Origin of the sequence: Paraburkholderia unamae (assembly GCF_003096875.1) — a bacterium.
GTDB classification, from domain to species: domain Bacteria; phylum Pseudomonadota; class Gammaproteobacteria; order Burkholderiales; family Burkholderiaceae; genus Paraburkholderia; species Paraburkholderia unamae.
In genome coordinates, this window is record NZ_QEOB01000002.1 from 239,031 (window position 1) to 253,592 (window position 14,562).

Annotated in this window: 12 protein-coding genes; 6 read left to right on the plus strand and 6 right to left on the minus strand. The window is 62.9% G+C overall.

Features of this window, described 5'->3' with window-relative positions; translation table 11 throughout:
• Nucleotides 1-46: 46 nt before the first annotated feature.
• Entirely contained in the window at nt 47-517 is a 471-nt protein-coding gene (locus tag C7402_RS05025; RefSeq protein ID WP_116609815.1) for a DUF4863 family protein, read from the minus strand.
• Between the two features lie 156 nt (nt 518-673).
• On the opposite strand from C7402_RS05025, the gene C7402_RS05030 reads away from it, so the two are divergent.
• From C7402_RS05030 to C7402_RS05050, 5 genes are all read left to right on the plus strand, one after another.
• Entirely contained in the window at nt 674-1,621 is a 948-nt protein-coding gene (locus tag C7402_RS05030) for a helix-turn-helix transcriptional regulator (protein ID WP_116609816.1), read from the plus strand.
• A 122-nt stretch (nt 1,622-1,743) separates the two neighbouring features.
• A complete protein-coding gene (boxC, locus tag C7402_RS05035) occupies nt 1,744-3,414 on the plus strand; it encodes a 2,3-epoxybenzoyl-CoA dihydrolase (RefSeq protein ID WP_116609817.1) in 1,671 nt (556 codons plus the stop codon).
• Between the two features lie 68 nt (nt 3,415-3,482).
• Entirely contained in the window at nt 3,483-4,910 is a 1,428-nt protein-coding gene (gene boxB, locus C7402_RS05040; protein ID WP_116609818.1) for a benzoyl-CoA 2,3-epoxidase subunit BoxB, read from the plus strand.
• Nucleotides 4,911-4,964: 54 nt separating this feature from the next.
• Nucleotides 4,965-6,254, plus strand: a complete 1,290-nt coding sequence (gene boxA / locus C7402_RS05045; protein ID WP_116609819.1) for a benzoyl-CoA 2,3-epoxidase subunit BoxA — start codon at nt 4,965-4,967, stop codon at nt 6,252-6,254.
• Between the two features lie 146 nt (nt 6,255-6,400).
• On the plus strand, nt 6,401-6,850 hold the full coding sequence (locus tag C7402_RS05050; RefSeq protein ID WP_112169552.1) for a PaaI family thioesterase: 450 nt from the start codon (nt 6,401-6,403) through the stop codon (nt 6,848-6,850).
• A 111-nt stretch (nt 6,851-6,961) separates the two neighbouring features.
• Here C7402_RS05050 and C7402_RS05055 read toward each other — a convergent pair whose 3' ends face one another.
• Both C7402_RS05055 and C7402_RS05060 read right to left on the minus strand, forming a co-directional pair.
• Nucleotides 6,962-7,873, minus strand: a complete 912-nt coding sequence (locus C7402_RS05055) for a ketopantoate reductase family protein (protein WP_116609820.1) — start codon at nt 7,871-7,873, stop codon at nt 6,962-6,964.
• 94 nt (nt 7,874-7,967) lie between these two features.
• Nucleotides 7,968-8,819, minus strand: a complete 852-nt coding sequence (locus tag C7402_RS05060; RefSeq protein ID WP_116609821.1) for an NADPH-dependent oxidoreductase — start codon at nt 8,817-8,819, stop codon at nt 7,968-7,970.
• 765 nt (nt 8,820-9,584) lie between these two features.
• On the opposite strand from C7402_RS05060, the gene C7402_RS05070 reads away from it, so the two are divergent.
• Nucleotides 9,585-10,775 carry an MFS transporter gene (locus C7402_RS05070; protein ID WP_116609822.1) on the plus strand — a complete coding sequence of 397 codons (1,191 nt, stop codon included), beginning with the start codon at nt 9,585-9,587 and terminating at the stop codon, nt 10,773-10,775.
• Between the two features lie 608 nt (nt 10,776-11,383).
• Here the strand turns inward: C7402_RS05070 and C7402_RS05080 are convergent.
• The 3 genes from C7402_RS05080 to C7402_RS05090 all read right to left on the minus strand — a co-directional run bounded on the left by C7402_RS05080 (nt 11,384) and on the right by C7402_RS05090 (nt 14,078).
• Nucleotides 11,384-12,094 carry a Type 1 glutamine amidotransferase-like domain-containing protein gene (locus C7402_RS05080; RefSeq protein ID WP_224039280.1) on the minus strand — a complete coding sequence of 237 codons (711 nt, stop codon included), beginning with the start codon at nt 12,092-12,094 and terminating at the stop codon, nt 11,384-11,386.
• 60 nt (nt 12,095-12,154) lie between these two features.
• Nucleotides 12,155-12,958 (minus strand): lipid II flippase Amj family protein, encoded by an 804-nt coding sequence (locus tag C7402_RS05085; RefSeq protein ID WP_116609823.1) that lies wholly within the window; start codon nt 12,956-12,958, stop codon nt 12,155-12,157.
• A gap of 487 nt (nt 12,959-13,445) precedes the next feature.
• On the minus strand, nt 13,446-14,078 hold the full coding sequence (locus tag C7402_RS05090; protein WP_116609824.1) for a glycoside hydrolase family 19 protein: 633 nt from the start codon (nt 14,076-14,078) through the stop codon (nt 13,446-13,448).
• Nucleotides 14,079-14,562 lie beyond the last annotated feature (484 nt).

Sequence of the window (14,562 nt, forward strand, 5' to 3'; positions counted from 1 at the left end):
CGTTCTGTGCGTCTTTGTCGGCGGGCGAGGCAGTACAACCAGCGCTTCAGACTTGCGGGGTGAATTCGATCGCGCCTTGGGGCAGCAGATAGAGCACCAGCGCCGCGCCGTTGGCGACGGTCGGCCGATGCGCGCTGCCGGGACCGTATACGCACCAGCCGGCCGGGCGGCCGTCGAAGGTCGCGCCTTCAGCAAGCGGCATGATGAGGTCGATCTCGCCGTTCGGGTGCGTGTGGTGGGGACCGGCAATATCTTTCATGCTCACCACGTCGACGGAGAAGCCGTGCGTGGCCGGCAGCGCCTTGAAGATGCGCCCGTAGCGCAAGCCGCCCGCCTCACGGTTGCACAGCCAGCCTTGCGCCACGCCCGCCCGGCAGGCTTGCGCCAGCGCCTCGAAGGTCGGGCTGCCGTTCGGCCAGGTGGCGTTGAGCCATGCATCGAGTGCATCATCGAGCGGACGGGCGGCGATCTGCCCGGTGACGCCTGCGACGAGGCGCTCGAAGTCTTGCGGTGACATGCGTGTCTCCCATCGTGCCCGCATGGTGGCGGGGCGCTGCTGCAAGCCGCTATACGTCTATTTGTGATCGGGCATTCTTTTGACGGAAAATTAGCGGTTCGCAAAATGCATGTCAAGCACTATAGTACATTTAGATGGGGTTAAGGGTCTCCGAAGATGAAGCAAACTTACATTGCCGAGCTCCCGGCGGAAGCCGCCGACGACGCGGGGCGGGCCGAGCGCGCGGAGCGCGATCCGTTCCTGACCGCCATGGGCGAGCGCGTGCGCATGCTGCGCGCGCGACGCGGCATGACGCGCAAGACGCTGGCGGCGGAGACCGGGCTGTCGGAGCGGCATCTGGCGAATCTGGAGTCGGGCGTGGGCAACGCTTCGGTGCTGGTGCTGCGGCAGATCGCGAATACGCTTAGTTGCCCGCTGGCCGAGGTGATTGGCGATGTCACGACCTCGTCGGCCGAATGGCTCCTGATCCGCGAACTGTTGCAGGGGCGCGATCCCGCCGCCTTGCAGCGCGCGCGCATCGCGCTTGCCGAGATGTTCTCGCAGGCGCCGGCCGACCCGCACCGCAACGACCGCATCGCGCTCATCGGCCTGCGCGGCGCGGGCAAGTCCACGCTCGGACGCATGCTCGCGCAGGAGCTGAAAGTGCCGTTCGTCGAGCTCACGCGCGTGATCGAGCAGCTTGCGGGCTGCCCGCCTTCCGAAATCCATTCGCTGTATGGCGCGAGCGCCTACCGCCGCTACGAGCACCGCGCGCTGGAGGCCGTGGTTGCCGAACACCCGCGCGCCGTGATTGCCTCGCCGGGGGGGCTCGTGTCGGAGCCCGCCACCTTCAACGTGCTGCTCGCGCACTGCTTCACGGTCTGGTTGCAGGCCACGCCCGAGGAGCACATGCGCCGCGTGGTGGCGCAAGGCGACCTGCGGCCCATGTCGGGCAACCGGGAGGCGATGGACGACCTCAAGCGCATTCTGGCCGGTCGCAGCGAGCTTTACGGCCGCGCCGACATGACGTTCGACACCAGCGAGAAGACGCTCGCGGACGCCTACCTGCAACTGCGCGACCGCCTCGCGGCGCGCCTGGGCGCGGAGGCGCCGCGCATCGACTGAGCAGCGGGGGCGAGGTGGGATGGGGTTTACCCATCACCTGAAGTAAAGTGCATTAAAGTGCTTTACTTCGAATGAGTGTTGCACTATCGTTCATTAAAACGAATGTGCATCTGGAGACGCTCATGGCCGAAACCGCCGTCGCCCCGCAACGAGTCGACTACCGCACCGATCCCTCGCAGTACCGCCACTGGAAACTCGCGTTCGACGGCCCCGTCGCCACGCTCGGCATCGATATCGCCGAGGACGGCGGCATTCGCGAGGGCTACAAGCTCAAGCTCAATTCGTACGACCTGGGCGTCGATATCGAACTGCACGATGCACTTCAGCGCATCCGTTTCGAGCACCCGGAAGTGCGCACCGTCGTGCTGACCAGCCTGAAAGACCGCGTGTTCTGCTCGGGCGCGAATATCTTCATGCTCGGCCTTTCCGCTCATGCGTGGAAGGTCAACTTCTGCAAGTTCACCAACGAAACGCGCAACGGCATGGAAGATTCGTCGCGCCACTCGGGCCTGAAGTTCATTGCCGCCGTGAACGGCGCCTGCGCGGGCGGCGGCTATGAACTGGCGCTCGCGTGCGACGAGATCATGCTCGTGGACGACCGGTCGTCGTCGGTCGCGCTGCCCGAGGTGCCGCTGCTCGGCGTGTTGCCGGGCACGGGCGGCCTCACGCGCCTGACCGACAAGCGCAAGGTGCGCCACGACCGGGCCGACATTTTCTGTACCTTGGTGGAAGGCATTCGCGGCGAGCGGGCCAAGGCCTGGCGCCTCGTCGATGAGGTCGTGAAGCCCAACCAGTTCGGCCCGGCCGTGCAGGCGCGCGCGCTCGAACTGGCCGCCGCGAGCGACCGCCCGGCCGGTGCGCAGGGCGTGGCGCTCACGCGCGTCGAGCGCGTGGAGCACGCCGGCGGCCTGAGCTACGCCACCGTGGAAGTGGCGATTGACCGCGCGAAGCGCACCGCCACGTTCACGGCGAAAGCGCCCGCCACGGCGCCTGCTTCGGACATCGAATCGATCGTCGCCGCCGGTGCGTCGTGGTGGCCGCTACAGTTCGCCCGCGAGCTTGACGACGCGATTCTCACCATGCGCACCAACGAGCTGGACATCGGCACGTGGATCCTGAAGACCGAAGGCGACGCGCGCACCGTGCTCGCCGCCGACGCCGCGTTGCTCGCCCACCGCGAGCACTGGTTCGTGCGCGAAACCATCGGCATGCTGCGCCGTACACTGGCGCGCATCGACGTTTCCTCGCGCTCGCTGTTCGCGCTGATCGAGCCGGGTTCGTGTTTCGCCGGCACCTTCGCCGAGCTGGCGTTCGCCGCCGACCGCGCTTATATGGCGGCATTGCCCGCGAACGAAGACGAGGAACCGGCGATCACGCTTTCCGAAGCGAATTTCGGCCTCTATCCGATGGTCACGCAGCAGTCCAGACTCGCGCGCCGGTTCTATGAGGAAGCCGAACCCATGGACGCCGTGCGCGCGAAGATCGGCGTGGCCGTGAAGCCCGTCGAGGCCGAGCACCTTGGGCTCGTGACGGCTTCGCCCGACGATATCGACTGGCCCGACGAAATTCGTCTTGCGCTGGAGGAACGCGCGGCCATGTCGCCCGACGCGCTCACGGGTCTCGAAGCGAACCTGCGCTTCAACGGGCCGGAAACCATGGAAACGCGCATTTTCGGGCGTCTTTCCGCGTGGCAGAACTGGATCTTCAACCGGCCCAACGCCGTGGGCGAGAAGGGCGCGCTCAAGGTGTACGGCAAGGGCAGCAAGGCGCAGTTCGACGTTGCCCGCGTCTGATCGCGCCATCTGATAGCCGCAGCCACCGTATCCGCCGCATCCGTTGATGCCCGCCGCAAGGAACTCAAATGTCCACGATCAACTACAGCGAAAAGATTCCCAACAACGTCAATCTCGCCGACGATCGCGCGCTGCAACGCGCGCTGGAGCAGTGGCAGCCCAATTTTCTTTCGTGGTGGGGCGACATGGGGCCGGACGGCTCGCACGGCTACGATGTGTACCTGCGCACGGCGGTGAGCGTGGACGCGGGCGGCTGGGCGCACTTCGACCACGTGAAGATGCCCGACTACCGCTGGGGTATCTTTCTCACGCCGGGCGAGGCCGATCGCACGATTCATTTCGGCGCGCACAAGGGTGAAGCCGCATGGCAGGACGTGCCGGGCGAGCACCGCGCGAACCTGCGTCGCATCATCGTCACGCAGGGCGACACGGAGCCCGCTTCGGTCGAGCAGCAGCGCCATCTCGGCTTGACCGCGCCTTCCCAGTACGACCTGCGCAACCTGTTCCAGGTGAACGTGGAGGAAGGCCGGCACCTGTGGGCGATGGTCTACCTGTTGCATCGCTACTTCGGCCGCGACGGTCGTGAGGAAGCCGAAGCATTACTGGAGCGCCGCTCGGGCGACGACGACAACCCGCGCATTCTCGGCGCGTTCAACGAGAAAACGCCCGACTGGCTGGCGTTCTACATGTTCACGTATTTCACCGACCGCGACGGCAAGTTCCAGCTTTCGGCGCTGTCCGAGTCGGGCTTCGACCCGCTCGCCCGCACCACGAAGTTTATGCTGACCGAGGAAGCGCATCACATGTTCGTGGGCGAGTCAGGCATCTCGCGCGTCGTGCAACGCACCGCGCAGGTCATGAACGAGCTCAAGACCGACGACGTGAGCCGCCTGCGCGGCGCGGGCGTGATCGACCTCGAAACGATCCAGCGCTACCTGAACTTTCACTACTCGGTGACGATCGATCTGTTCGGCGCCGATCACTCGTCGAACGCCGCGATCTTCTATAGCTCGGGCCTGAAGGGCCGCTACGAGGAGACCAAACGCGACGACGACCATCGGCTCGAAGGCCAGCAATACCGGCTGCTGGACGTGCAGGAAGGCAAGCTGGTGGAGCGCGAGGTGCCGATGCTCAACGCCATGAACGAGGTGCTGCGCGACGACTACATCAAGGACTCGATCGCGGGCGTGAACCGCTGGAACAAGGTGCTGGAGAAGGCGGGCATCGACGTTCGGCTCACCGTGCCGCACAAGGCGTTCAATCGCCAGATCGGCACCTTCGCGGGCGTGCGCGTGTCGCCCGATGGCCGCGTGATCGGCGAGGCCGAATGGGCGGCGAACGAGGCGAAATGGCTGCCCACGCCCGAGGACCGCGCGTATGTGGCCTCGCTCATGGGGCGCGTGGTCGAGCCGGGCAAGTTCGCCAACTGGATCGCGCCGCCGGCCATGGGGATCAACCGGCAGCCGGTCGACTTCGAGTACGTGCGCTTCAATTGAGGAGGGAGCCGTGCCGCGCGGCACCTGGTTCGCGCGCCGCGGCGGGAGACAAACATGAACGGTCCGGTACCCGTGGAAATTCTCAGGCAGCACCTGATCGATCCTGAAATCTGCATACGCTGCAATACGTGCGAGGAGACGTGTCCGGTCGACGCGATCACGCACGACGGCAACAACTATGTGGTGAAGGCCGATACCTGCAACGCCTGCATGGCCTGCGTGCCGCCGTGCCCGACCGGCGCGATCGACAACTGGCGCAACGTGCTGAAGGCCGAGGTGTACGGCACGGACGAGCAGTTCACGTGGGACGAGTTGCCCGCGCAGAATCCTTCGGTGGGTGCGCCGGTGCAAGCGCCACCTCAGAGCGGTGGCGTGGCCCAGGCCGCCGCCGGTTCCTCGCACGATCTCGCATCAGACGCCGCGCCTGAAGCCGCCGACGCGCCCATCGCGGGCTCCGATATGGTGCGCGGCTCGACGCTGCCGCCGTGGTCGGCGGCGCGGCCCTACGTTCACCTGTACACGCACAAGGCGCCCACCACGGCGACCGTGGTGGGCAACTATCGCCTCACCGACGACGCCACCGAAAGCGATATTCATCACATCGTGCTCGACTTTGGCGTGATGCCGTTCCCGGTGCTGGAAGGCCAGTCGATCGGCATCCTGCCGCCGGGCGCGAACGCCGAGGGACGCGTTCACCATGCGCGCCAGTATTCGATCGCCAGCCCGCGCGACGGCGAGCGCCCCGGCTACAACAACGTCTCGCTCACGGTGAAGCGCGTGACGCGCGACCACAGCGGCAACGCCACCGACGGCGTGTGCTCGAATTACCTGTGCGACCTGAAAAAGGGCGACGTGGTGACGGTGATCGGCCCGTTCGGCAATACCTTCCTCATGCCGAACCATCCGAACTCGCACCTGCTGATGATCTGCACGGGCACCGGCTCGGCACCCATGCGCGCGATGACCGAATATCGCCGCCGCCGCCGGCTCAAGGGCGCCACCGGCAAGCTCATGCTGTTTTTCGGCGCGCGCACCCAGCAGGAGTTGCCATACTTCGGACCGCTGATGAATCTGCCGAAGGATTTCATCGACACGAACCTGGCCTTTTCGCGCACGCCGGGCCAGCCGAGGCGCTATGTGCAGGACGCCATGCGCGAGCGCGCCGTGGACGTCGCGCAACTGCTCAAGGACGGCAACACGCATATCTACGTTTGCGGGCTCAAGGGCATGGAAGACGGCGTGCTGCAAGCGCTCCAGGAGATAGCCGGCAAGCACGGCATGGACTGGGAGGCGCTGTGGGAGCGGCTCAAGCGCGAAGGGCGGCTGCACCTGGAGACGTATTGAAACCTCGGCGGGCTGTTGTGCTTCAGCAGGTTTAAGCACGATCGTTCTAAAAACGGTACGATGGCGAACCGGCGCGTTGCTGCGCCGCGATTGCACCATTTGACCCGCGCGCGCAGACGCGCGCCCTTTCGACAGAGACCGCCGCCATGAACCTCGTAGAAGAATTGCCCGCCGGCCTGACCGGCCTGGAACAGTTGCAGCGCATGTTGCAGGGCGGGCGCGGCCCGTCCATCGGCGACACGCTCGGCTTCGAGCTTGCCGAGGTGGAAGAGGGCCGCGTCGTGTTCGAGGCCACGCCCGGCTTTCACGTGTACAACCCCATTGGCACCGTGCACGGCGGATATGCCGCCACGTTGCTCGACTCCGCCTGCGGCTGCGCCGCGCATTCGCGCCTCGGCCCCAATCAGGGCTACACCACGCTGGAGCTGAAGGTGTCCTATCACCGGCCCATGACGGCCCATACGGGCCTCGTGCGCGCCGAAGGACGCGTGCTCAGCATCGGGCGGCGCGCAGCCTTCACGGAAGCCAGCATCACCGACGCGCAGGGCAAGCTTTACGCCTCGGCTACGTCCACTTTGCTCGTGTTCGAACGCTGAGGTTTTCGGCGTGCATGCTTGCTCGCGCATGGGGCGCTTCGCGATCTTCCGCGAGAAGCTGCCCCAGCCGCTGCCGGACGCTACCGGACGCATACGCGGGCCAGGGCGGCCCTAAATCACCGCGTGCGCCTTGTCCTCGATGAGACGCACGAGCGTTTGCAGCAGCCTGTTCGCGGGCGTGGGCACGCCCAGCGCAGCGCCCCGTTGCACGACATAGCCGTTGAGGTGATCGATTTCGCTGCGCTTGCCGCGCGCGAGATCCTGTGCCGTCGACGAATACTGGCCGGGCATGGTCTGCGCGATGTGGCTCACGGCGCCGTCCACGCCGGGCGGCAGGGTCACGCCGTCCGCTTGCGCGACCGCCACGCATTCGGCCACGATGTCGCTCATCGCGTCGCTCACGCCCGCGCCTTGCACGAGTCGCCCGTAAGGGAGTTGCGTGATGGCCGACAGCGCGTTGTACGCGCAGTTCACGATCAGCTTGGCCCAGAGCGCGCCGCGCACATTGGGCGAGATTTCCGTGGGCACGCCCGCTGCGATGAGCGCGCGCGCGGCGGTTTCGCTCGCGCGCGCCGGCTCGATCACGAGTTCGCCGCGCCCGTGGTGACGTACGTGGCCCGGACCGGCCATTTCGGTGGCGACATAGACCACGGCGGCGGCCACGTCCTGCGTAATCACGCCGCGCAGGCGCTCAGCGTTGTCCACACCGTTCTGGAGCGTGAGCACGAGCGTGTGCTCGCCGAGATGCGGCTTGATCGAAGCGCCCGCGCTTTCGGTGTCGGTCGATTTCACGCAGAACAGCACGAGGTCCGCGCCCGCGACAGCGGCCGCCTCGGTGCTGGCCGTGACGCGCGGCGCGCCAATGCGCTCGTCGAACTGCTGCGCTTCGAGACGCAGCCCGTCGCGCGCGATGGCCTCGACGTGCTGCGGTCGGCCGATCAAGACCACATCGTGTCCCGCGCGCGCGAGCATGCCGCCGTAAAAGCAGCCCACCGCGCCCGCGCCCATGACAGCAACTTTCATTTGCGTTTCTCCTCTGGAGCGTGCGTACTTCGCATTCGTCGAGCGGCGCGGCGGATCATGCAACCCGCGCGCGCCTGGCCATCGTATGGTGCGTTCAGCGTAGCTCGAAGCCGAGCGCGTTGAGCGCGTCACGCAGGCGGTCGCGGCCGTGCAGCGACTCGCGGCTGCGCCAGCGCGCGAGCGAGCGCGAGGTCCAGCCCGCCGCGCTCAAGCCCTGGGTGGTCTGGAAGCCGCCCATTACTTCGTCATACTGGGCAATTTCGGCCACTTGCGAGGGCGCATCGTACTGCTCGCGATGGAGCACGACCGCCTGCGGCAGACGCGGCTTCACCTGCGCGGGCTGCGTTTCGTCGGGGTAGCCCACGCACAGGCCGAACACGGGCAGCACGCGCGGCGGCAGGCCGAGTTCGGCGGCCACCTGCTCGGGCTGATTGCGGATGCCGCCGATATAAACGCCGCTCATGCCGAGCGATTCGAGCGCGACCACGGCATTTTGCGCGGCGAGCGCGGCATCGATCACGCCGACGAACAGCGTTTCGATGTAGTGCAGTCCTTCGACGCTCGCACTGCTGCGCGCGCCGGCGGCTTCGAGGCGCGCGAGGTCGGCGAGCCACACGAGAAAGAGCGGCGCTTCGCGAACGTGCGACTGACCGCCCGCGAGTTCGGCAAGGCGTGCCTTGCGTGCGGGGTTTTCGACGGCAACCACGCTCCACGTTTGCAGATTCGACGAGGTGGAAGCCGATTGCGCGGCGGCGATCAGCGTTTCCAGCGTGCCCGCGGGCAGCGGGCGGTCCGCGTAATTGCGCACCGAACGATGCGCGAGCAGCGTATCGAGCGTTTCGTTCCAGGCCGGCAGCGGGGTGGACCAGGGCGTGCCGTAGCGTGCTTCGAGGGCGCGTGCGGCTTCGACGATATCGGCGTGTTCGGGCGCGGTGGCGGTGGACATCGGGGTTCTTCTCCGGCGAATGACTGTGAATCGGGGCGCGCTTGCAAGCGCTTTTGAGTTGTTCCCTGCATGGGGCTGCATGGATGCGCAAGCGCCGTATGGTACATGGCTCGCGCGATTGGCGCTTCGGCAAACTTTGGGCATGGCCGCTATCAGCTGGACTTGCGCCCGCGCGCCAGCCGGTTTCGCGCGCGGGTGCCTTCCGCCGCGCCGTTCGGCCTTTGCGCGCTCACACGCGCCGTATTGCCCGGTATGCGCGCGCCGCAAGGGCTACGTGATCAATATTACGTCGGTGGCGGGGTTCGCGGGCTCTGCGGGGTCGGGCTATTACGCGGCCTCGAACAGAGGCGTAGAGGGCGTGAGGAAGGGGGCATACGCCCGCCGGCGGACCCGTTGGCCGGACTCGACCCGTTGCGGACGATCTAGATAAACGGGCGAGTGTCCGTTACTGGCGAAAATCCGGTCTCTTGTGACCTCGGCTATGGACGAATGTCGTGAGAGCGGGGGGCTCCCGCGCAGTGCGCGGCCATTCAACCCGGTGCCATGCTAAGATTCAAGCTCGCTTGGAGCTCCCATCGCGGCTCCTTTAAGCGGCCTTCGCAGCGGCCTACCGCCACTTCCCCCGCTGCTTCTCGAGCGTTACCGCGCCTCCCTTTACGCCCCACGAAAAGCATCCGTGCACCGATTCGCATGGCGCTTTATCGCGGCTGACGACGTCTGATGCACTGGTAGGGTATCGACGATGAAGGATCTTGATTGCGCGCCATGCCAACATCATCACTCTCGAACCGCCCGGATCAATCTTTGCGTCGTGTGTTTTCAATCCTGGCGATTATTGCCGGGACGGCCATTGCAAATATCTACTACAACCAACCTTTGCTTGAGAGCATTCAGCGGTCCTTTCCCGGTTACGCTTCGTGGACAGGTGCCGTGCCTGCTGCGACCCAGATCGGTTTCGCAACCGGGATGCTGCTATTCGCTCCGTTGGGCGACAAACTCGATCGACGCCGCTTAATCGAGTGGCAGACAGCGGGGGTTTGCATTTCACTGCTCATCGCCGCCTTAGCCCCGACGTTGTTGACTCTGATCGGTGCGAGTTTCCTGCTGGGTGTTTTCGCCACGTTGGCACAGCAGGCGGGGCCCTTTGCTGCCGAAGTTGCACATCCAGCCCGCCGTGGACAGGCCGTTGGGACGGTGATGAGTGGACTGCTGATAGGCATTTTGCTCGCGCGCACAGTGTCAGGCTCTATCGGCCAGTATCTGGGCTGGAGAGCTGTGTTTGGGGCTGCGATCGTAGCGATGGCCGCATTGGCGATCGTGGTCCGCCATGCGCTGCCCGCAAGCCAGCCCACCTCCGCGTTGCCGTATGGCAAGCTGTTGGCTTCGCTTTGGGATCTTGCCGTGGAATTGCGTGGCTTGAGGGAAGCGGCCCTGATCGGAGCGAGCCTGTTCGCGGCATTCAGCCTGTTCTGGTCGACGCTCGCGCTGCTCCTGGCCGACGCGCCCTTTCATCTCGGTTCCCAGAGTGCGGGATTGTTTGGCATTGTCGGTCTGGTCGGTGCACTTGCTGCCCCGTGGGCTGGAAAGCTCGCTGATCGGCGCGGGCCGCGTACGGCCATATGGCTCGCCATTCTTCTCATTGCGACTTCGTTCTTGATTCTGCTGGCGTGTGCGTCAAGTCTGACTGGATTGACGATTGGCGTGATCGTTCTCGACGCCGGCCTTCAGGTGATGCAAACGCCAAATCAATCGCGTGTTTTCGCGCTAAAACCAGAAGCGCGCAGTCGCCTCAATACCGTGTACATGGTCTGCTACTTCAGCGGCGGAGCGCTCGGTTCAGCGGTCGGCGCGTATGCATGGCCTCGATTTCATTGGGTCGGAGTGTGTGTGGCGGGGATGGCATTCACGGCGTTTGCTGCAATCATCCATGTTCGCTCCGGTAGTCCGGGTAGGTGAACACAGGAGGACGTCATCACGACTCCAGGCGCTTGACCGAACGCCAAAACCCGGACGCCGAAATTCCGAAGTGCTTTTTGAAGGCCACGGCGTGGGCGCTTTGGCTTTCATATCCGCTGCTCCGCTCAACCTGCGTGATCGGCGCACCTTGGAGAACCAGTGTGATGGACCCCATCGGACGCATCTGCTGACGCCATCGTCCGAATGTCAGCCCGGTACCTTTCCATTCGGAGACTATCGACCCGCCCGATTCGTGCGCAACTGTGCGACCCGACGCATGAGTTTGACGACGTGACGGTGCGATGCCCGACCGCCCGGCTCGACGACGGTCTGCCATGCAGACGATGACGGACGTGCGCGCTCCGAAATGCATCGTCTGATTGTGGCCGGTTCGAGCCAGCCCCTGTAGCGGTCGCCAGGTGGTTGATTGCCTGAACTGCTGACCGGAAGGCCTTACCCAGTAAGGCTTTCGCGATTCGCGCGGCGGTTTATACAGGTAAATGGCATTTAACAGAGGCGTAGAGGGCGCGTGGAAGGGGGGCACGCCCGTGGGCGAGGCCGTTGGCCGGACCCGTGCCACAAGGGACACTTGCCGTCCCGGATACCGGTCATTCGCAACGGCACGGGCCAACGATCTCGCACCGTATGCTGTCCATGACAAAAGCCTCGCCATCTTTCAAAGTCCTGTATGGCATTTGGTGGCGCTCATAGAATGCGACCTCCTCACCGACGGCCTCCGACTCGGGATGATCGGATTGAAAGTGCACGACGAGGGAAAACGGCAAGATTCCAAGCCCGTCCCAGACCACTGCCGGATCGTATCCCGGAGGAACTTCGGTGGGGTCGCTGACGTGATCGAGTGCGCGCAGCGTGCTCGACGCAACGACCGCTGCTGCACTGAATCCCGAGTAGACGATTCTGTCACGTTCGAGCAAATCCGCTATCACGACATCGAATCCGCTCTGCTTCATCGCCCTGCGAAGTATGAATGCGTTCCCACCGTTGACCCATACCGCGTCGAACTGCTCAAGTGTCTCATCCAGGCGATCGGTTGTTCCGAAGAACTGCCGAAGATCAAGTTCCTGCACCGTAAAGCCAAGTGCTCGAAGTTTGATTGTCTGACTCTCCAGCCATTGGGCGCGCGCCGCTTCGCGATGGTCAAGTGCGTTGACGACAATTGCTGCTCGCAATTGACCGCCGACCAAGCCGACGAGTTGTTCTGGTCTGGCGCCCACATCGAAGGAAGAAAGGTACATGCGCACAGCGAAGTCTCCGGCGAACTCAAAGTGTTTTGGGATTGTCCACGAAACGGAATCCATCGTCAGATGGGACTTGCTCGCCGCCCGATGCCAGGCACGTTTCCGGTATGGGTCGCAGCGCTAAATGAGTTCGGCGATGCGAACAATGATCAATGCCGCTGGGACGAGCACCGCCTGAGCGCATAGCGTCCCGAGCACCCGCGCACCCGCGAGGGTTGTGATTGCTCGCCGGAAGCTGTTTTCCGAAATCCGACCTTCAATTACGTCGTCAGTCATGACTGAGACTTGCGGATCAATGACGACGGCCAACACCACCGTCGCAAAGCCATTGATAACGGACGACAGATTCGCACATGTAACGCGCAGATCTGGTTTCAGGTATCCAGCATAGAGCGACGCGAAAACGCCGACTGTCCAGATCGCCATCGCGATTACGTTGAGTCCGATGACTCTCCAGGAAACGCCTGCCCCAGTCGCTAGTTGGGTGACGTTGTGTCGGGACGGAAGCCGCGCTCCAAGCCGAATGTAGCCGACGCCTCCTCGACTGAAGATATGGAGTATCAGACGAGGGATCGAGCGATTTGCCTGGAAGTGCTCGACAGCGCGGCTGAAATAACGTTGAAACGTGGGAATCAGAAACGCACCGACAGTGCTTGCCACCGTGGCGGTTAGCAGAAAAAGCCGAAAGTCCCCGAGCAAACCATGCTCCAGGTGATGCGCGATATCCAGTTCAACCCGCTTCGCAATGAATGGTCCCTGAAAGGAATTTGCCGTCCGGGAAACAAGGGCGATGATTCCGAATAGGGAGAATGACACGGCGATACGGCGCGTGCGAACGCCAGCAATCCGAACCGCATACGCTAGCGTCGCAATCACGTGGATTACGAATGTGAGCCCGCATATGATCAACAGCTGAATGTCCATGTCGTCGGCACACGGTTGGCATGAATCGAAGCCTACGACTGTACACTGCCGCTCCGATCGTTGACGACTTTGGTTCACTCGTCGTATAACCGGCATTGGCCGGGTTGAGCCAGCCTCTGTGGCGGTCGCCAGGTGGTTGATCGTCTGAACTGCTGACCGGGAAGCCTTGCCCTGTAAGGCTTTCGCAGGTCGTGCGATATATATATCAGTAAACGTCATCCAACAGAGGCGTAGAGGGCTTGCGGAAGGGGCTCACGCCGGTCGGCGAGGCCGTTGGCCGGACCCGACCCTCAGCCGCCGTTCGACACGAGGCGAGTGCTACGGTAGCTTACGAGAGTACATCGGCCGTTACAGTCACGACTGAGGTCGTCGGAAAGCCGGCCAATTTTTCGATGCGAGCGCAGGTTTGATACACGTCGTGGATAGCGACAAGATCCGCAAACTCTTTTGGCCGATATTTGGCTTTAGATTGCGGATGGCATGCGTATCACGCGCTCAGAGCCCTGAGGGCGCGACGATAATAGTGCAGCCTTTCAATCAGGCCGTTTATTCCCTTATTAACGCCATGTGTCAGCATGTGATTCACGTGTTGAACACTCGTCGCGTCATGTGGATTCACCCGATCGGCTATCGCGCACAGACGCGCATATTTTGAAAAAAAATATGCAGAAGCATACATGTCGACCGTAATATCACTTTCGAGTAGCTGCGGTTGTTCTATGAGAGGCTCACCAATCCCAGTGCCAACTAATCGATAGGTGTTTTTTCCGGTTATCTGAATGCTTCCTCGTCCACGATATTTGAATCCATCGCCGGGCTTGTCGTTACCCAGTTCAGGCCTGTTTCCGTACCAGTGCTCGAAGTACTCTTTGTCTGTCTGCGCTGTGAACGCAGCTCGCTTGACTCCAGGAAGCGAGAAATTGTATTTATTTGTCCACTTCTCGTGCGTATGTCGAAGTTCTGAGCTTTCTACTGCGAGTTGAGAAAGAAAGGCAGCAACGCGTTTGGCTGAATCGATGTCGTACTCATCCATTGCATCGTTAAGCGGATCCAGATATTTTTTGGGCGCGTGACGCATAATTTGATGCAAAGTATGCAGCGTAATTGGTAACACCGTCATAACTCACCTCTGAAAATTATTTCATAACTTTTATGATATTTTTATGCTTCCGTATCCGACAAAATTTTAACACACCTGCAAATGCCAAATTATTTCGATAATTTTCGGGACAATTGCGATTTTATAAAATAACAAGATCCCAAAAATCCATTGGCCGCAGAAAAATCATTTTGTCATACTTTAATATCAATTGCAAAATACGCGACTAGCTCGTAGATATTGATCGACAATAGTCGAATATTGAAGAAATCCCAAGCGATGTGCCTTGGCGGCAAACTCGCAGGGTATGTGTTGCCCTGTTCGCGGCGACCGGACCAACGCCTTGGCGGCCAGAGCATCAATATCGGCGGCCCCGCTGCAATAACGCGAGCGAGCGGCTATCGCGGAGCGACCGCACCCGGGAAGCGTGGGCGGCGCGCTAGGTGACCAAACGGCCGCTTTGTGTAGAGAATTGCCATTCGAGCGTCCAGCCATCTGGGATAGC

What these genes read in the sequence shown, in the direction of transcription:
- C7402_RS05025 (WP_116609815.1), bottom strand. Translation starts at nt 517, where the DNA reads ATGTCACCGCAAGACTTCGAGCGCCTCGTCGCAGGCGTCACCGGGCAG.
- C7402_RS05030 (WP_116609816.1), top strand. Translation starts at nt 674, where the DNA reads ATGAAGCAAACTTACATTGCCGAGCTCCCGGCGGAAGCCGCCGACGAC.
- boxC (WP_116609817.1), top strand. Translation starts at nt 1,744, where the DNA reads ATGGCCGAAACCGCCGTCGCCCCGCAACGAGTCGACTACCGCACCGAT.
- boxB (WP_116609818.1), top strand. Translation starts at nt 3,483, where the DNA reads ATGTCCACGATCAACTACAGCGAAAAGATTCCCAACAACGTCAATCTC.
- boxA (WP_116609819.1), top strand. Translation starts at nt 4,965, where the DNA reads ATGAACGGTCCGGTACCCGTGGAAATTCTCAGGCAGCACCTGATCGAT.
- C7402_RS05050 (WP_112169552.1), top strand. Translation starts at nt 6,401, where the DNA reads ATGAACCTCGTAGAAGAATTGCCCGCCGGCCTGACCGGCCTGGAACAG.
- C7402_RS05055 (WP_116609820.1), bottom strand. Translation starts at nt 7,873, where the DNA reads ATGAAAGTTGCTGTCATGGGCGCGGGCGCGGTGGGCTGCTTTTACGGC.
- C7402_RS05060 (WP_116609821.1), bottom strand. Translation starts at nt 8,819, where the DNA reads ATGTCCACCGCCACCGCGCCCGAACACGCCGATATCGTCGAAGCCGCA.
- C7402_RS05070 (WP_116609822.1), top strand. Translation starts at nt 9,585, where the DNA reads ATGCCAACATCATCACTCTCGAACCGCCCGGATCAATCTTTGCGTCGT.
- C7402_RS05080 (WP_224039280.1), bottom strand. Translation starts at nt 12,094, where the DNA reads ATGGATTCCGTTTCGTGGACAATCCCAAAACACTTTGAGTTCGCCGGA.
- C7402_RS05085 (WP_116609823.1), bottom strand. Translation starts at nt 12,958, where the DNA reads ATGGACATTCAGCTGTTGATCATATGCGGGCTCACATTCGTAATCCAC.
- C7402_RS05090 (WP_116609824.1), bottom strand. Translation starts at nt 14,078, where the DNA reads ATGACGGTGTTACCAATTACGCTGCATACTTTGCATCAAATTATGCGT.